18 protein-coding genes are annotated in these 16,949 nt (G+C 43.8%); 5 read left to right on the forward strand and 13 right to left on the reverse strand.

Features of this window, described 5'->3' with window-relative positions:
- Window positions 1–99: 99 nt before the first annotated feature.
- The 4 genes from ACAW68_11045 to ACAW68_11060 all read right to left on the reverse strand — a co-directional run bounded on the left by ACAW68_11045 (window position 100) and on the right by ACAW68_11060 (window position 3,757).
- Window positions 100–1,623, reverse strand: coding sequence for an ABC transporter permease/substrate-binding protein (locus tag ACAW68_11045; GenBank protein ID XGA15971.1), 1,524 nt, complete (start codon window positions 1,621–1,623; stop codon window positions 100–102).
- 18 nt (window positions 1,624–1,641) lie between these two features.
- Window positions 1,642–2,556 (reverse strand): ABC transporter ATP-binding protein, encoded by a 915-nt coding sequence (locus ACAW68_11050; protein XGA15972.1) that lies wholly within the window; start codon window positions 2,554–2,556, stop codon window positions 1,642–1,644.
- A 116-nt stretch (window positions 2,557–2,672) separates the two neighbouring features.
- Window positions 2,673–3,263 (reverse strand): isochorismatase family protein, encoded by a 591-nt coding sequence (locus ACAW68_11055; protein ID XGA15973.1) that lies wholly within the window; start codon window positions 3,261–3,263, stop codon window positions 2,673–2,675.
- Window positions 3,264–3,319: 56 nt separating this feature from the next.
- A complete protein-coding gene (locus ACAW68_11060) occupies window positions 3,320–3,757 on the reverse strand; it encodes a hypothetical protein (protein XGA15974.1) in 438 nt (145 codons plus the stop codon).
- A 273-nt stretch (window positions 3,758–4,030) separates the two neighbouring features.
- Between ACAW68_11060 and ACAW68_11065 the strand changes: the two genes are divergently transcribed.
- Window positions 4,031–4,534 (forward strand): YbhB/YbcL family Raf kinase inhibitor-like protein, encoded by a 504-nt coding sequence (locus ACAW68_11065; GenBank protein ID XGA15975.1) that lies wholly within the window; start codon window positions 4,031–4,033, stop codon window positions 4,532–4,534.
- Between the two features lie 47 nt (window positions 4,535–4,581).
- Here ACAW68_11065 and ACAW68_11070 read toward each other — a convergent pair whose 3' ends face one another.
- From ACAW68_11070 to ACAW68_11080, 3 genes are all read right to left on the reverse strand, one after another.
- Window positions 4,582–5,679 (reverse strand): SLC13 family permease, encoded by a 1,098-nt coding sequence (locus tag ACAW68_11070; protein XGA15976.1) that lies wholly within the window; start codon window positions 5,677–5,679, stop codon window positions 4,582–4,584.
- A complete protein-coding gene (locus tag ACAW68_11075; protein XGA15977.1) occupies window positions 5,672–5,857 on the reverse strand; it encodes a hypothetical protein in 186 nt (61 codons plus the stop codon). Before ACAW68_11075 ends, ACAW68_11070 begins: the two co-directional genes overlap by 8 nt.
- 251 nt (window positions 5,858–6,108) lie before the next feature.
- Complete coding sequence (locus ACAW68_11080) at window positions 6,109–6,705, reverse strand: TVP38/TMEM64 family protein (protein ID XGA15978.1); 597 nt, start codon at window positions 6,703–6,705, stop codon at window positions 6,109–6,111.
- 162 nt (window positions 6,706–6,867) lie between these two features.
- On the opposite strand from ACAW68_11080, the gene ACAW68_11085 reads away from it, so the two are divergent.
- Entirely contained in the window at window positions 6,868–7,557 is a 690-nt protein-coding gene (locus tag ACAW68_11085; protein XGA15979.1) for a triose-phosphate isomerase, read from the forward strand.
- A gap of 373 nt (window positions 7,558–7,930) precedes the next feature.
- On the opposite strand, the gene ACAW68_11090 is transcribed toward ACAW68_11085, so the two are convergent.
- The 3 genes from ACAW68_11090 to ACAW68_11100 form a co-directional block, all read right to left on the reverse strand.
- The gene (locus ACAW68_11090) at window positions 7,931–9,457 is read right to left on the reverse strand and encodes a helix-turn-helix domain-containing protein (GenBank protein ID XGA15980.1); all 1,527 of its coding nucleotides are present in this window, start codon (window positions 9,455–9,457) and stop codon (window positions 7,931–7,933) included.
- Between the two features lie 121 nt (window positions 9,458–9,578).
- On the reverse strand, window positions 9,579–10,991 hold the full coding sequence (locus tag ACAW68_11095; GenBank protein ID XGA15981.1) for an MDR family MFS transporter: 1,413 nt from the start codon (window positions 10,989–10,991) through the stop codon (window positions 9,579–9,581).
- Window positions 10,992–11,125: 134 nt separating this feature from the next.
- A complete protein-coding gene (locus ACAW68_11100; protein ID XGA15982.1) occupies window positions 11,126–11,587 on the reverse strand; it encodes a MarR family transcriptional regulator in 462 nt (153 codons plus the stop codon).
- 151 nt (window positions 11,588–11,738) lie between these two features.
- Between ACAW68_11100 and ACAW68_11105 the strand changes: the two genes are divergently transcribed.
- The gene (locus tag ACAW68_11105) at window positions 11,739–12,275 is read left to right on the forward strand and encodes an NADPH-dependent FMN reductase (protein XGA15983.1); all 537 of its coding nucleotides are present in this window, start codon (window positions 11,739–11,741) and stop codon (window positions 12,273–12,275) included.
- 66 nt (window positions 12,276–12,341) lie between these two features.
- Here the strand turns inward: ACAW68_11105 and ACAW68_11110 are convergent, their stop codons facing one another.
- Window positions 12,342–13,649, reverse strand: coding sequence for an NCS2 family permease (locus tag ACAW68_11110; GenBank protein XGA15984.1), 1,308 nt, complete (start codon window positions 13,647–13,649; stop codon window positions 12,342–12,344).
- A 156-nt stretch (window positions 13,650–13,805) separates the two neighbouring features.
- The gene (locus ACAW68_11115; GenBank protein ID XGA15985.1) at window positions 13,806–14,144 is read right to left on the reverse strand and encodes a DUF805 domain-containing protein; all 339 of its coding nucleotides are present in this window, start codon (window positions 14,142–14,144) and stop codon (window positions 13,806–13,808) included.
- A gap of 140 nt (window positions 14,145–14,284) precedes the next feature.
- Here ACAW68_11115 and ACAW68_11120 point away from each other — a divergent pair, with 140 nt between their 5' ends.
- The gene (locus ACAW68_11120) at window positions 14,285–14,965 is read left to right on the forward strand and encodes a hypothetical protein (GenBank protein XGA15986.1); all 681 of its coding nucleotides are present in this window, start codon (window positions 14,285–14,287) and stop codon (window positions 14,963–14,965) included.
- Between the two features lie 108 nt (window positions 14,966–15,073).
- Window positions 15,074–16,135, forward strand: a complete 1,062-nt coding sequence (locus tag ACAW68_11125; GenBank protein ID XGA15987.1) for a PTS sugar transporter subunit IIC — start codon at window positions 15,074–15,076, stop codon at window positions 16,133–16,135.
- A 47-nt stretch (window positions 16,136–16,182) separates the two neighbouring features.
- Here the strand turns inward: ACAW68_11125 and ACAW68_11130 are convergent, their stop codons facing one another.
- Window positions 16,183–16,938 carry a YwaF family protein gene (locus tag ACAW68_11130; GenBank protein XGA15988.1) on the reverse strand — a complete coding sequence of 252 codons (756 nt, stop codon included), beginning with the start codon at window positions 16,936–16,938 and terminating at the stop codon, window positions 16,183–16,185.
- Window positions 16,939–16,949 lie beyond the last annotated feature (11 nt).

Consider the following 16,949-nt stretch of genomic DNA (forward strand, 5'->3'; position numbering starts at 1 on the left):
ATGATATGCTCATACTTTTAATTTGTCAACAACTTTTATAATTATTTTCTAATCTAACAAAAATAGGGTGCTCAGCAACTGCCGAGCACCCTACTAAGTTTAATCTATCAAGCCATGCTGCTTCAAATAATCACGGGCAACATCCCCAGCCTTTTTATGCTGAACCGTTACTTCATAATTCATTTGAATCATATCATCTTCTGAAATCTTACCAGCCAACTTATTCAAGCTCTTCTTAATGCTTGGATACTTCTGCAATGTCGCATCGTTAACCAACGGTGCACCTTGGTAAGGTGGGAAGAATCGCTTATCGTCTTTCAACGACACCAAATCATCCTGCTTCAATTGCGGATCAGTCGTATAAGCATCCGTTACATCAACTTGCTTATTGGCAACCGCCTCATAACGCAAACTTGATTCCATCGTGACGACCTTACTGAAGTTCAAGTCGTACGCCTTTTGCAAACCAGGATAACCATCGGACAACTTGGCGAAATCCGGGTCGAACCCAGCTGCAAATTGGGCATCAACCTTCTTCAAATCAGACGTCGTTTTCAAATCGTACTTCTTAGCATCCGCCTTACGGACCGCCAAAGCGTACGTGTTTTGATACTTCATCGGTTGCAAATAATCCAAGTTATTCTGTTGCTTCAACAGCTTCTTACCACGCTCATAAGCCGTGACGGGGTCATGTGGAATATGACCATCTGTCTTAACCAATGATTGCAAAACCGTTCCGGTAAACTCAGGATAAATATCAACCTGACCACTCTTCAACGCCTTATACAAGAAGGTTGTCCCACCAAAATTAGGCTTTAGTTGCACCTTCAAACGTGGATTATCTTCCTGAATCAAATCCTTGTACATGTTAATTAGAATTTCAGGCTCACCACCTAATTTTCCAGCAATCGTAATCGTACCGGCTGGTTGGACAATCGCACGATAACCGGCAACGCCACCAAATATTACAATCAAACTCGCAATCACAATGCCGATGCGCTTTAGTGACAGCTTACTTAGTAGCTTAATGCCCCAAGAAAAGACCAACGCTAACAAGGCTGACAAAATGGCACCCAACAACAATTCAGCGTTGTTATTGGTTTGAATGCCCAACATGATGAAGGTTCCTAAACCACCGCCACCAATCAACGCCGCCAAGGTTGCGGTTCCGATAATCATTACCATCGCAATGCGTAACCCTGACATAATCATTGGCATCGCTAGTGGTAACTGAACGCGGAACAGCTTGAATCGCTTAGATAGTCCAAACGCATCAGCTGCTTCCAATAATGTTGGATCAATCCCTGTCAAACCGGCATAAGCGTTTTGAAAAATTGGCATAATCGCATACAACACCAACGCAATGACTGACGGCACGATACCGATACCCACAAACGGAATTAACGCCCCTAGAATTGCCAAACTCGGAATCGTTTGAATGACCCCGGCAATTTGGAGCACCCACTCACCAGCACGGCGATGATTCATCAAACCGATAGCCAGTGGCAGGGCAATGATTGCTGCAATCACAATCGCTAGCAAAGAAAGCAGTACGTGTTCACGCAGCGCCGTCAATATATCGCCAGATTGTGTTGTCAGCATGTGTAACATATCTGCTAACATCCCCACACTCTACTTTCTCTAAAACGCAGCCAAATACTGCAACAAATCTTGCACCGTTAACTTGGTTGTCCCATTAATGACCACAGCTGAATGATTAACCAATTGCTTCGATAATTCAGCCAAGTAATCGGTTGCTTGTAGCTGTGGCTCGTCACCTATTTCGGTGATTGGTTCACCAAAACCAGCATCCAAAATGGCTTGAATCATGGTTGCTGGACGCTCGCTAAACATTGCTTCGACCAGCTCATTTGCTGGGTGCGTCGTGACTTCCGTTGGTGTGCCAACTTGTTGCAAAACGCCATCATACATCACACCAATGCGGTTTCCTAGGCGCGTTGCTTCACTCATATCGTGCGTCACAAAAAGAATGGTGGTGTGCAAATCTGCGTGCAATTCCAACACCAAATCTTGTAGAGAACGACGTGACAATGGATCCAAAGCACTAAACGGCTCATCCATCAAAATGATATCTGGCTTTGACGCCAACGCACGGACAATCCCAACACGTTGCTGTTCACCGCCTGAAAGCTCGTTTGGCATGCGGTTCGCATATTGTTCTGCTGGCAGCCCGACTCGATTCAACAATTCGTATACGCGTTGTTGACGCTGTTCTAGCGGTACGCCAGCTGCTTCCAACTGAATACCGGCATTTTGAAAAATCGTCATATTCGGGAACAAAGCCGAGTTTTGGGGCACATAGCCAATCCCACGACGCAGTTCAACCAAGTCGTAGTCAATCGCACGCTTACCACGTACGTACGTATCACCGTCAGTCGGCTCAACCAATCGGTTAATCATCTTCATTGACGTGGTTTTCCCACTACCACTTGGGCCAACTAAGACAAATAATTCACCGTCAGCAATATCCAACGTTAGGTTCGAGACCGCTGGCTTACCTTGATAAATTTTCGAGATATTGCGAAATTCAATCACGTCTCTCACCATTCCTTACTTTTTGTTATCGTTGCCATATTAACGCCATTTGCCCAGATTAGCCAGACACTAGTCCGAAAAACAGAAAGCCTGAAACTTAATTTCAGGCTCTCCATCTATTTTGCTTCAGAAATTGCCGTCTTTACTTCTGCGACCGTACGAATTTTCCCTAAGCGTGGGAAAATCACCTCTACCGAAGCGTTGTGACCTTGCTCCGTACGATCCGTCATAGCTTCTGGCACAAACACGAGGTTGTAGCCACGTTGGGCTGCTTCACGGGCTGTTGTATCAACGCCAATTGATGTCGCAATACCCGTCAAAATAATCGTGTCAATGCCACGGCGACGCAATTGCACATCCAAATCAGTGCCATAAAATGCACCCCAGTTGTGCTTGTTCACAACAATCACGTTCTCAGCTGTTTCGTCAGCCGCAATATCCAATGACAGGTGGGTTGCCTCAGCTGACAATGGTTGCGCTGGTGTGTATGGTGCATCGGTCACAGGATTAAATCCTTCTGCGCCATCATTCTTAACACGTACCAACACAATTTGAGCTGCCGTATTCTTCAAAGCTGACGCCAACTCGTTGTTGCGTGCCACCAATTGTTCCGGTGTATTTGGGGTTGCTTCACCCTTAAACACAATCCCATCTTGTACGTCAATCACAACCAAAGCTGTGCGTGCCAAATCAAGTGCCAAGTCCATCTCAAAACCTCATCTCATGCTTTCGTATTAGTGAACTAAGCTTACACCAGTTTGATTTAGTCCGGCAACTTTCGATATTCCGTTCCACGTGAAACATCATTTAAATGTGCCCGGCGACGTGCCGTTTTTTCTGCCTCCGCTAATTCTTCCTCACTGAACAATCCCAACAAGAAACGGCGACGATAATCAAGTGATTCTTGTTGTTCAACGATGCGTTCCTCAATCTCAACCAATGACTCAGCTGCTTCTTGAACTGCCGTTTTGGCTGGTTCCTTTGATGCCTTGGAACTGAAAATTTCTGGATGTTCATCCACAAATTTGCGTGCTAAAGCATCATTCTGCTGCGCACGATTCCACAATTGACCAATTTTGAGATTGTTGGCCATTGCGCCATAAGCACCAGCAGCAGGGTGGTGCCCCCGCGAACTGCTGACTGCCATCATCAATCCTAACGTTGACGTCTTCTGAATCTTCTCTACATCAATCACACCCATTACGAGTACCATCCTAAAAATATTTTTGCATAGCAAAAACGACACCTACAAAACCAGTAGGTGCCGTTATCATTAGCACCTATCCGTTACCAGTGGAGCACCTTGCATTGCTGTAGGTTGCTGTCGGGTCATCGTGTGGTATCACTCGCCGAACTCTTGATAGGTTATCGTATTCGTATGTGGCTTTAGAATACATGATTGCCATTTTTCCGTCAACACTTTTGTTTGGCAGCTGTGGTAAACTGACACCAAAAGCATCTGGAGGAACCAATTATGAAAGTATCCGTAACGCTTGATAATCAAGGCTTGTTGCCTGATAAGTATGCCAAGTTTGCACCAGCGGAATATCGTTTAGAAGATAATCCCGTTGTTAATTTTCCAATCGCCGTTAGCGACGTGCCAGCCGGTACTGAAACACTCGCGATTGCATTCATTGATTATGACGCAATCCCAGTTGGGGGATTCCCTTGGATTCACTGGACAGTCGCAAACCTCCCTGTGGGTGATGTACCAGAAAACCTAGCGACATCTGACGCGCCATTTGTCCCTGGTACGAACTCAATGTACAGTATTTTCAAGCACAGTAAGCCTGAAATTACGCAATCATACATTGGTCCAATGCCACCTGATCAAACACACGATTACACATTAACGGTTTACGCCGTTGATACAACGCTAGATTTGACGCCCGGCTATTTCTTTAACGAACTTCGTAAAGACTTAGTCGGTCACGTTTTGGCAGAAGCCAGTGTCGAATTGCCAGCTCGAAGCGAATAACGAAAAACGGCTGTTGCTCAATATATGAGCAACAGCCGTTTTAATTATTAAATTCCAAAAATCACCAGCAAAATTGCTGCCATGACGAAGTTCACAACCATGAACAACTTCATGAATGACTTAGATGAGTCTGGTTCAATTTGACGGAACACACGGAATCCAATCAAGTTGGCCATTGATGCAACCACCGTTCCCAATCCACCGATGTTTGATCCAATAAATAATTCACGCGCATGATCGGTGAATGTTGAAATCAAAATCGTTGATGGCACGTTTGAGATGAATTGACTCAAGAAGAACGTTCCGAATAGGACGTGTGACTTGGTGTCAAACAACGAGCTGACCAATTCACGGATAACTTCAATGTGCGCCAAATTATTCGTCGCAATGAAGAAGAAAAAGAACGTGACTAGCAAGCCAAAGTCGACCATCTTGAACATTGAGCGGTTGTAAATGAAAAACGCAACCAGAATCAATGGCACAACAACGTTAAATGGCGTCCAGCCGAAGATTGTAGCAACCAAGATAAGCCCGGTAATCGCCAAAAATACAAGTGAGCCATGATTTAGCTTATCAGCTGGCTTCAACTTGATTTCCAACGGCGTCGCACGTACGAATCGCGTAATGATGAACATCAAAACCAATGAAGCCAACGTCAATGACACTGACCACTTGAAGAATTGTCCGACGCTAACGTGATAGAACCCGTACATGTACAAGTTTTGTGACTTACCAAACGGGAATAAGATAGCCCCTGAATTGGCCGCCATAATAACCAACGTTGACCCGATAATCTTCAATCGAACTGACAGATCCTTGGCCAATCGTAGATAGATTGGCATCAACGTCAAAATGGCAATATCGTTTGATAGGAACATCGCTCCGAAGAACGATAGGAATGTGACAGAAGTCATCAGCGTTCGCGCATGGTGACTACGGCTGACCAACCAAACTGAGACAGCGTGCAACACGCCTGCTCGTTCCAAAAAGCCAACCCAAATCATCATCGACATCAAACTGAAAATAGTATGCCAATTAACAGCCCCGAAATCAGGTGTTACAAAGAAAGACGTCCCAACAGCAAGTAACATACTAACCGTGAACATGACGTCATCTTTTAGATACGTAAATACACGCTTAATCATTTGCTTGCTTCGCTTTCTCTTCTAATACTTTTCCGTTCGCATTTGCTAGCCGAATCATTTCATATGCTTTCGCTGCCATAAGTGCTGTTAGGCCTGCGGAAATTACCATCGCAGGAACCATAGCAACTGCCAAGCTCCCCGTCGTTAATTGACGGTCAGCTTGTGTGTGATGTGACATGATGTCATCTCCTCCAAATAGAAAAACTCAACTTATCTATTATCAAGAAATCTTAACGATTTAGCAAACATTGAAATGTAACATAAAACCCCGCGAAACATAGGTTTCGCGGGGTTAATTGTTTAAAGTCGTACAAGGACAAATGTCTGTTTATTAATATCCGGTCATTGCCGAACTTCACTTGTAACTAACGCATAAAAAGTTAGGAATAACGCCGTAATAATCTTTACAATTATTATGTCTCAAATACGCTACTTGCCAACAAAATTCATTAGCCAATCAGCACCGTAAAGCATCCCCAAACTATACGCAAGTATTGAAAGTGGCTTTCCGAGCAAAATGATCAATGTAAATTCTCGCCAAGTCATTTTCGTCAAACTAGTCAAAAGAACCAATGCATCGTCCGGTGCGACTGGTGCAAAAATAAGCAGCGCAAACGTAATGTGCCAGCCTTTTGAATCCAATCGATGCATGTATTTGTCCAAGGTCGCCTCACTGACAAAAATATCAATGATGCGGTGACCAAAGCGCCTTCCTAAGGCAAACAGTGCCAGAGATCCTAATACAATACCAATATAATTGTACAAGAATCCCCACCAAGGCCCGAACATCAACACACCGGCAGCTAACGATACACCACCTGGTAACACTGGAATGACCACTTGGATAATCTGAATCAAAATAAAAACAATTGGCGCCAAAATTCCGTATCCTTTTAGCAATTCAATTAAGACTTTTGAATTACTAAAAGCGCCCATCTGATAAAGTTTAAAAATCGCCCAAATCGTTAGTAAGATACCAATAACTGACAGGCCCTTTAAAATCCATTTTACGTGATATACCTTCATGACCTTCCCCCCAGAATTAAATTAAACCATGTTTTCGTGGCTTTTTCATGACTCAGTTTCCATTATTCGATTATCAGCCATTCTTTCATCAGAAATATGGGGTATACTGCAAGTAATCAATCGAAAAGTATAACAACGTTACCTTTGGGGGAGGATAAATCAATGTTAGCTGTTCTAAATTTTAAAAACTTAGTGGATTTTGAACTTCAAAAGCAATTTCTAAGCGATTTGGATAATGCCGAAGTTCAAGTTGACTTAAAAATCGCGCCAACGCTGCCTGTTGATAATGACCACGATAAGTTTGAAGTCATTAGTCAAAATTTGACGATTAAAGAACGTACTGTGGGTGAAATTTCACCTAGTGTCTTGCGTTCACTTGGTATCACGACGAGTTTCATCGGCCACTTGGAACGTCGTAAGTCACTTAACGAAGGCTTGCTAATCGTTCGCAAGCGTCTCGAAAACGCTTTGGAAAATGATATTAAGCCAATCATTTCAGTCGGCCAATACAGTAATTTGGAAATGGTCACTGAAGAACTAGATATTTTGCTTTTGGATCAAAAGATTACGAAGCCAATCATCATCGCGTATGAATCATTGGCTTCTACCGAAATGGGTCGCGCCCTTTATTCAATCGATGAAATTCGCGACGTCCACAACACCATTCGTGCTTTCATGAAAAGCAATTACCCAGCCATTGATTACCAATTGATTCTGGGTGGTCACATGGATGAAGTTGGTTCACCAATTGCCAGTGCCATCGGTTATGACGGTGTCCTAATTGGTGATCGTTACCACACACTCGAAGCATTCCAACCCGTGTTGGATGTGCTAAACAACCTCAGCCGATAAAAATAAAAACCAGGATGCGCAGACATCCTGGTTTTTATTTTTTAGAGAGAGTATTGAGTGAGTAGAAATATTTGAAAATATTTCCCGTAACAAAATCATCTGTGCAGATTCACTTGTGATCACACAATTATCGCCTTCGCAGATAGGCACCATTGTCATTCACTTGAATTTGAACAAACCCCAAAAAGTCACTGACTTTAATTGTTTGGTTACAAGTTTGGCTCCCGCAGAAGAGCACGCTTGAACAACTGGCAAAGATAATATAGCGTCCCTTTTCTCTTGCACATCATTTCTATTACGCTATTTATAATAACGGCTCCCCGTGAGGTTTGCTTGTTATTTTTTTGTTTTTTTTAACAATAAAAAAAACGTTTTAGTTTGCAGGGAACCGTAGCTTAACACCACGCTCTTTTTCAAACTTTTCTGCCTTCAACTCGCTTAAGCGACGACGCAATTGTTCAAAGTCTAATGACGTTGGCATCGTTGGCCAGATAAACGTATTTTCTTCTGGAATCTGCGCATGATTAATGTCAGAAATCAAAATATCGGTATCATCATCGATGAATTCAGATACTTCGACGTTCATGGCTCGTAATCCGAGCAACATATCGGTCAAAATGGCCTCAAGCCCAAATTGATAGTTAATATCAATCGCAACCTTAATCTTTGGAAAAACACGGTGCATATCAAACACCGATGCAAAGCCAACGTACAAAATTTCAAAATACGCATTTCGCGCTGCCGTCACATCAAGATGACGACGCTCCGCAATATCATCAATCAGGTTCAACGTAAAATCAGCCATTAGTGGGAATTGTTCATACGCTGCATCGAAACGCACTACCATTTGACGATCATCACTTGTCGGACTAACCACCGCCCCAATCAACGTACCGAAGAACACTTCTCGAATAAGATCGCGTTCACGTGCCGTTAATTGATAACCGAAGAAGTCATCATAATGACGGTCAACCAAGCGAATAAATCCTTCAATCATCCCCGCTGCTGATGGCGTCAAATTTTCATATCGGCCAACTTCGTAACCAACGTCAATTGAGAATAACGCAATCAGTGCGTAACGCGCCTCACGATGTAATTGTTCATCTGTAATGTCCGGCACGCGCAACTTCACTTGCTGTTCAAAATATGCAATGAGGCGTTGTGACTTGTCGTTTAGCTGGTCATTTGGCAACAACAAATCATCAATTGCATCATCTTCCACAAAATGCCCTAATTGTAGGCGTTCAAGCCAAATCGCAGTTGAAAATCGCAACGCAATACGCTTACTCTGACGAATTTTGGTCTCTTCAGGTGAAATGATTTTAATAATCGCTTTAATCGCTTGATTTGATAACGCCAACTCTTCATCCGAAAACGGAAAAATGCGATCCGCAAAGTACTTTACGAAGAGGCGGAAGTACACTGCGCGTATTTCTGCTTCATTCCCAGCCAAGGTATAATCCTGCGTAATTTTAATACCGTGCTGTTCAAAGAATTCGTCGAGTTGCAACTTTCCATTACGCGCTGAAGAAACTGTCGTTAAATTGCGAACAGCAAAATCTTCATAAGAATGCATCGTTTCGTTAAACGTCTCGCGCATCAATTGCCATGGAATTGATTGACGCATGTAATGCAATGCAAAGACGTTCGAATCCACGTTGCGATTCCGCGTTAACTCAATCATTTTTTCATCTGCTGACAACCTGAAAAACGATGGTTCCTCACCGTAAAACTCCTGCATATCGTCAACTAAGCCACGAATTGTCGACAGCACCATATACTTTGACCAGTCAAAGTATTCTTGGACCATCTTAAGCGGCAATTTAATCTCCGGCCGCGAAACCAAGTAGCGTAATAACTCTACTTTTTGGCGGTCCTTTTTCTCAATCATCCACTCCATATTTTCTCACCCTAAAAAAATTCGTTATTAACTAAATATACAACCTCTGACATCGAATGTCATTTAATCCTCCTAAATAAAAAACTGTTCACGCGAAGATGAACAGTTTTGTGGAGTAAATTTACTTAACTTTGTGAGTTAGCATAAATGCCGGGACAATCATCAAGACAACAAAGACCGTGCCCCAGGCAAATGCATATTGGTATGCACCCAACAATTGAGCTGTTTGAACAATGTGATGTGCACTAACAAAGCCGGCAACCAACGTGGCTAGGACAGCTGAACCAAAAGCTGATCCAACTTGTTGAAACAAGTTAGACCCCAATGATGCCTTACCGGAATCAGCACGTTCGATGCCAACATATGCATCAGCTTGAATGGCTGACTTAACCGCCGCACCACCGACACCACGAACAAACATCACAACGGCGATTAACCAGTAAGCCGTCTTGGCATCAAAAAATACAAATGGCAACGTACTAATAATAGTAAGTACTGTACCCACAATGACAACCGAACGAGCACCAAGCGTATCAATTAGCTTACCAATTGTTCCACGTGAAACTAGCATACCGACACTCTGTGGAATGAGTGATACCGCAGCCATAATGACGCTTTCGCCACGAACATCTTGGAAAAAGAGGGGCAACAAAATCATTGGGCCGCTAGTGATAAAGCCGGCTAGTAGGTTTCCTAGCATGGCACCTGAAAAATTGCGGTGCTTGAAAAGACGAAGGGGCAACACTGCCGTATTTGGATAACGCCAAGCATACAACAAGTACCCGATTAAAATAACGATTGTCACCGCACCAAAGCCAACCGTTAGATGGTTGTTAAACGATCCGGTCGTGCTGGCTTGCACCGTACCATAAACAAACGTTACTGAAAGTGCGACTAACAGTCCAACACCAAAGCCATCAAAAGTAGCAGATGGATTTTTAGGCGCAATCGCTGGCACCTTCTTATATAGCATCAATGCTGAGATTAAAACAATTGGCACATTAATGAAGAAAATCCAGCGCCATGAAATCAATTGGACAATCAATCCACCGATAATTGGTCCGGCCATTGGACCTAATGTCATAGGTACACCGATAATCGACATCACGCGACCCATTTTGTCACCGCCAAATAAATCAACTAGCAGCGTGAACATAACCGGCATAATCATACCAGCCGCAAATCCTTGCACAATGCGCAATGCAATCAACATTTCAACATTACCTGATAGGCCAGCAAGCAGTGACGCAACACCAAATGCGATTTCTGACCAGAAATAGACCATCTTGCCGGAAAAACGATCAACTAGCCAACTTGAAAATGGCACGGCAGCACCCATCGCTAGAATAAAGCCAGTAACTGTCCACTGAATCAGTGCCAGGCTGGTACCAAAATCAATGCGCAGTTGATTAACAGCAATATTCACCATCGTTGAGTCCAACATAGGCGCCATCGCACCAAGGACTAGCAACCACGCAATGCTAACCAAATTAGCCGGTAGCGGTTCAGCTTGCATCGTCTTTGAATGGAACATATAGATAAAACCTCGTTAAATTGTTATGAGCAAGAATCGTCGATTTATTCAACTCTTCTTTTTGTTTCCTTGTCAACAAAATAAGAGCGATAAAAAAACTGCAACTCGTTTAAAACCAGTTGCAGCTCACGTCATTATTCTTTTGTTTTCGCTATTTCTGCATCCAAAAATTGGCTGTAGGTTTGGGCAAACGCAATCATCTTATCAATGTCTGCTGAGCTCACCGCATCGAACACCGGCTTGTCCCGATCGAAAAATTTATTGTTCAACGACTCATGAACTTCATTCACTTCGCGCCCCTTGTCGGTCAGCGTAAAGTAACGTTCTTTTTTGTTTTCAGGCTTCTTATAATCAGTAATTAGCCCTTTTTCAATCATCTTATTCGTTATTTTTGTAATTGCACCACGCGTCATATCAGAATATTCCGCCAATTTTGTGACGTTTGCATCGTCTGGATGATTCGCAATGAACTCTAGTGTCTCCACTTCTGGGTGACGATAATCAGCAAGTTTTTCACTCATCTTCGATTGATTCAATCCGACTAACTTGCTCATTAATGACATATAACTCTGAATGAAAACGCGTTGTTGGTCCATAACAAAACCCTCCTATACTACTTTCATTATAGGTGGGTTTTGTTTCCGCATCAACAAACATCTGCCAAATAATGGCTATCATTTTGGTTTTCATCGTTCCTGCTGTAAACTTGAACACAGTAATTTTCAATTAACGTAGGAGAAAAGATTTATGAAATACGTTGCAATTGTGGGTAGTAACAGCAAGAACTCATTAAACCGTGTCTTAGCTAACTTTTTGACCAAGCGTTATGGTTCTGATGACCTATCAATTGATGTTCTTTCTATCAATAACTTGCCATTTTACAGTGTGGATGATGAACTGACGCCTTCACCAGAAGTTGTCGCGTTCAAGCAAGCTGTTAAAGAGGCCGATGGTGTCATCTGGTTGACGCCTGAGTACAACCACTCAATTCCAGGGGTCCTAAAGAACGCCATCGACTGGTTGTCACGTGTCGACAAGGTCATGATCAACAAGCCATCATTAATCATGGGTACCACACCTGGATTTTTGGGAACAGTTTATGCGCAAATGCACTTGCGCGATATTTTGTTTGCCCTACAGTCACCCGTTTTGATGGGTAATGATACGCTAGTTGGTGCCGGTCACCAAAAGTTGAGTGGCGCAGATGACGTCACTGATGAAAGTACAATTGCCTGGTTGGATACGGTCATGCCAAACTTTAAGGCATTCGTCGAATCTCACTAAAACAAATGGGCAGGGATACCAAAATTGGTAGCCCTGCCCATTTTTGTTTCACATGAACCAGTGTTATTAATGATTAGTTTGTAGCACGTAAATGAAGCCGATGAAGACAACTGCTAGTGCATACATAATTGGGTGAACCTTCTTGCCACGACCAGTAACGATCATCAAGAATGGGTACACGATAAATCCAATGGCAATTCCATCTGAAATTGAGTAAGCCAATGGCATCCCAATAACTGTCAAGAATGACGCAGCAGCAATTGGGAAATCTTCCCAGTTAACAGCAGCAAGATTTCCAGCCATCAACACACCTACTACAATCAAAGCTGGGGCCGTCACGTGAGACGTCACAACCACCAACAATGGTGAGAAGAACAATGCCAACAAGAAGAAGAATCCTGTAAACACTGATGTCATTCCTGAACGACCACCAACAGCAATTCCAGTTGATGATTCAACGAACGCCGTTGTAGGTGACGTTCCCAACAAGGCACCACCCAGCATTCCGATTGAGTCAGCCATCAAAGCCTTACCAGCACGTGGCAATTCGTTGTTGACCAAGAACCCACCAGAGCGAGCGATTCCAACCAATGAGCCAGCCGTGTCAAAGAATGCCACGAGCAAGAACGTTAGAATAACCGGAATCATCTGCATTGTGAACACGTCATGCAAACCGAAGATGGCTTGTCCAAACGTCGGTGCCAAACTTGGCACACCAGCAACAATACCAGATGGTGCAGGAATCAAACCTGTTACCAATCCAACGATTGATGTAATCACGATACCAATAAAGATGGCACCTGGAATCTTACGTGCGAACAACGCAAAACTGACCAAGACACCGAAAATCATTAGCATCACTTGTGGATTACTCCAGTCACCCCAACCAATAATCGTTGACTTGTTGGCCGCGACAATCCCACCGTCGACCATTCCGATCATGGCAATAAACAAACCGATACCACCCGCAATAGCAGCCTTCAAATCAGCTGGAATGGCGTTGATAATCGTTTCGCGAATGCGGAGAACTGTCAAAATCCAGAAAATAACACCGGCGACGAATACGCCTGCCAATGCCGTTTGCCATTTAACGCCCATTCCGATTACCACACTGTAAGCAAAGAAGGCGTTCACACCAAGTCCCGGTGCAATGGCGAAAGGATAACGTGCAACGGCACCCATAAAGATGGTTGCAATCGCTGCGATTAATCCAGTTGCCGTAAACACGGCCCCTTTATCCATCCCCGCAGCACCCAAAACAGATGGGTTAACGAAGAGAATGTAGGCCATTGAAACGAACGTTGTCGCACCGGCCAAAAATTCCGTGCGCATCGTCGTCCCAAGTTCAGACAACTTGAAGTAGCGTTCAAACATGAAGCAAAACTCCTTATAAAATGTATTCACTTTTCTAAAAACAACTTAACTATTGTCGCACATTAAAACGATTAACACAAAGGTTTTGCAAACAATAAATAAAAAGAGGCCGAAAACGACCTCTAAACACGAACATTATCTCTATTTTTCCGAACGTTAACGATTTCCGAATTGCTTCGTTGGAATAAATCCGAATACAAAGCTCACAATATCGAAAATAATCGCAACGATACTCCAAAGCACAACGTGTTCAACACCAGTGTCACGCACGCGACGCACAATTAGTGACCACATTGGAATAATAATCAATGCACCAAATACAACTGTGGCGATACCAAACGGCGCCGTCCACCAGTGACTACTTTGTGTCCCTGCTAGCATTCCAAGAACCGCCACAATCACAATGTTGATAATGTATGGCCACCAAAACTCTGATCGCGTTGAACGTCCTGAAAAGTTAAAATAGTTACGCCAAAAAGCGCCATAAGCACCCATAATTAAGTCCCCCTATATAATAATTTCTCCACTTGTAACATTATTGTAACATAACCTCGTCAATTAACCTTCTAAAAAGTCCTGACAGTCGTTTTGTTCATTAACACATACTGTTAGAATAGAGAAAGAGGTGAATGACGATGTACAACGAAAACGGACAGCTGCGCAATTTAAGCAGTCGTGAAACAGGACTTTATTTTATTGCTGGCTTGCTCTTTAACGCTGTCGGTAACGGCTTAACTGTTGCCACCAACATGGGTTCAGCGCCCTGGACGGCATCTGCAGCCAATCTAGCCAACGCAACCGGCCTATCAATCAGTGTGTTTTTGTTTGCATACGGGTTTATCGCTGCGATTCTTAGTTGCATGCTTTTGAAGAGCATCGACTGGCCACGCGTGATTGGTAATTTACTATTCGTCTTGACGTTTAGTATCATTATCGGCTTTGTCTCATCATTCTTTGTCGCACAAGGCATCGGTGATTTACCAATGTCCACCCGCTTGTTGATTGATTTAATTGCAATCGTTTCAGTCGGTTGTGGGGTTTCAATCACCCAGCGTTTGCAATTCATTTTGCATCCCCTAGATGACCTAACAAATCTAACGCGTTTCATGTTCTTCAAGGGAAACGCCGGTGTCGCGCAAATTGTTAATTTCGCCATTCCGATGGTCATCTCAATGGCTGTTTGGGCCTTTACTGGAAACCTGGTAGCGGTTAACATCGGAACCTTGGTCTCATTCTTTTTCCAAGGAGTCGTTATCGGTTATGCCGATAAAATTGTTTTTAGCCACTTGGATCACAAATTAAAGTTAAATAACTAGTTGACACTAACCGGTTTGTCCGTATGATTAGTATCAACAAATCAACGCCGATTTGTTCTGTCAAATCGGCGTTTTAATTTCCGCACCCATAAAGAGGAGACGCCCACGATGCACCCTGAAACGCTTGTATCACCGCGCCGTAATTGGCAAGATTTCACTTTGAACGTCTTAAATGGTAATAGCCTCGGCATTATCATCGCTTTGTTGCCACCTGCTTTAACGAGCCAGGTCTTATTACTTTTCGGCCAACATCCTTGGGTTCGCCTCATCACCATGATGACGAATGTCTCACAAAGCATGTTGCCAATTATTGCTGCGTTTGCGGTCGGTTATTTCCTCCGACTCAGTACGTTAGCGTCCGCCTCAATCGGTCTAGCGAGCGTCGTCTCAGCCGGTGTAGTGACGATTAATCCGAACAACACCTATACCCTAGCCGGTACCGGCGCGATTTTGAACATTATGCTCGTCACGTTCATTTCAGCTTTGCTCGTGATTGTGTTGGAACCTCGACTCGGACAACTAAAAATTATTTTCTTGCCCACTATCACGTTGTTGATTGGTGGTGGCATCGGATTAGCGACTTTGCCTTGGATGATTCGCATCCAAAATGCAGTCGGCAATGTTGTCGCGGTGGCAACCCACCTTTCACCATTGCCGATGGGCGTCTTCCTAGGACTGGCGTTTGCAGCCTTGATTGTTTCACCTATTTCATCAGTTGGGATTGCGACTGCGCTTGGCATCGCTGGCGTCGGATCTGGTGCGGCAAACGCTGGAATCGTGGCTGGTGCGCTAACATTAGCCTGGATGAGCGCTTCGGTCAATCCAATCGGCGGCACAATTGCCCATGTTATCGGCTCACCAAAAATTCAAATGGCCAATATGTTGCGCAAACCATTATTATTCATTTCAGTCATGATTGCTGCCGGAATCACTGGTGGTGTCGCAACACTCTTGTCAATCAAAGGAACACCGTTTTCAGCTGGTTTTGGCGCATCTGGCCTAATTGGCCCCCTAACCGCCTTGCAAGCCTCTGACGGCGCCTATATTTGGTTGAGACTGCTTGGTGCATATATCATCGCCCCTGTTATCTCAGCCTGGTTAATGAACGTGTTTTTCGTTAAGAAAACTAGCCTCATTCAGCCTGAACGTGATTTAAAAATTCCATTGTAAACACAAAAACGGTAGAACCTTGGGTTCTACCGTTTTTTCATATCAGATTATACTGTGACAGCAACTGCTGCCTTACGACGCTTGGCAATTTCCCATGGTGTGTACATAATCACCCACAACAACGCCAACAGCGACAGCACGACGGTGATGTACAAACCGCCGTGACCAAACGCTTGTTGCAAAGGCTCCAACGGTGATCCTGGCGCTGCAACGTTTAGGAAGAAGAAGTTCGTTCCCAATTGCCCATTTACCCAAATGACAAACGGCACGACAACCACCAAGAATAATACTGGACGCCACAACTCACGCCAGTTTGGCACCATTTCACCACTGACCATCAACATCATTGGATAGGCAATCAACAATGCGTGGATCAAGAAGCTTTGTAATGCCCATTGATTCATAATTGGATAGTAAGCCCAATCTGGGAATATTTCAGCCGCAAAGGCACCCCAAATCGTCAAACTATACAAGATTTCGCGGGTGGTTTTGTTAGGATGGATGGCATCCACCGCAATCATCATCAACCCAAAGCCACACAAATGCAGCGGCAACAAACTTGGTTCCCATTGACCAGTCACAGCCAAATAGAAATCCTTAAATAATTCCATCGTCCAAATGGCAATCGCAATCCCCCAACGTATGTGGCGACGACGACTGTCAGTTGCTGCAATATAATAGCGGACAATATAATAAATCAAACCCGCCATCAGCAAAAGCATTGTGCCGTGCGTCAATGAAAATTGACCAAACCCAATGCCCGTTGGAATCGATGGTTCATAAGTGAAATAATACTTAAACATCCGGTTCCCCT

The sequence above is a fragment of the Weissella confusa genome (assembly GCA_041871065.1).
Classification (GTDB): domain Bacteria; phylum Bacillota; class Bacilli; order Lactobacillales; family Lactobacillaceae; genus Weissella; species Weissella confusa_A.

Coding starts and splice junctions, on each gene's coding strand:
- ACAW68_11085 (XGA15979.1), top strand. CDS start 6,868: ATGTTAGCTGTTCTAAATTTTAAAAACTTAGTGGATTTTGAACTTCAA.
- ACAW68_11075 (XGA15977.1), bottom strand. CDS start 5,857: ATGTCACATCACACACAAGCTGACCGTCAATTAACGACGGGGAGCTTG.
- ACAW68_11100 (XGA15982.1), bottom strand. CDS start 11,587: ATGGACCAACAACGCGTTTTCATTCAGAGTTATATGTCATTAATGAGC.
- ACAW68_11130 (XGA15988.1), bottom strand. CDS start 16,938: ATGTTTAAGTATTATTTCACTTATGAACCATCGATTCCAACGGGCATT.
- ACAW68_11110 (XGA15984.1), bottom strand. CDS start 13,649: ATGTTTGAACGCTACTTCAAGTTGTCTGAACTTGGGACGACGATGCGC.
- ACAW68_11090 (XGA15980.1), bottom strand. CDS start 9,457: ATGGAGTGGATGATTGAGAAAAAGGACCGCCAAAAAGTAGAGTTATTA.
- ACAW68_11115 (XGA15985.1), bottom strand. CDS start 14,144: ATGGGTGCTTATGGCGCTTTTTGGCGTAACTATTTTAACTTTTCAGGA.
- ACAW68_11120 (XGA15986.1), top strand. CDS start 14,285: ATGTACAACGAAAACGGACAGCTGCGCAATTTAAGCAGTCGTGAAACA.
- ACAW68_11095 (XGA15981.1), bottom strand. CDS start 10,991: ATGTTCCATTCAAAGACGATGCAAGCTGAACCGCTACCGGCTAATTTG.
- ACAW68_11070 (XGA15976.1), bottom strand. CDS start 5,679: ATGATTAAGCGTGTATTTACGTATCTAAAAGATGACGTCATGTTCACG.
- ACAW68_11065 (XGA15975.1), top strand. CDS start 4,031: ATGAAAGTATCCGTAACGCTTGATAATCAAGGCTTGTTGCCTGATAAG.
- ACAW68_11060 (XGA15974.1), bottom strand. CDS start 3,757: ATGGGTGTGATTGATGTAGAGAAGATTCAGAAGACGTCAACGTTAGGA.
- ACAW68_11055 (XGA15973.1), bottom strand. CDS start 3,263: ATGGACTTGGCACTTGATTTGGCACGCACAGCTTTGGTTGTGATTGAC.
- ACAW68_11080 (XGA15978.1), bottom strand. CDS start 6,705: ATGAAGGTATATCACGTAAAATGGATTTTAAAGGGCCTGTCAGTTATT.
- ACAW68_11105 (XGA15983.1), top strand. CDS start 11,739: ATGAAATACGTTGCAATTGTGGGTAGTAACAGCAAGAACTCATTAAAC.
- ACAW68_11125 (XGA15987.1), top strand. CDS start 15,074: ATGCACCCTGAAACGCTTGTATCACCGCGCCGTAATTGGCAAGATTTC.
- ACAW68_11045 (XGA15971.1), bottom strand. CDS start 1,623: ATGTTAGCAGATATGTTACACATGCTGACAACACAATCTGGCGATATA.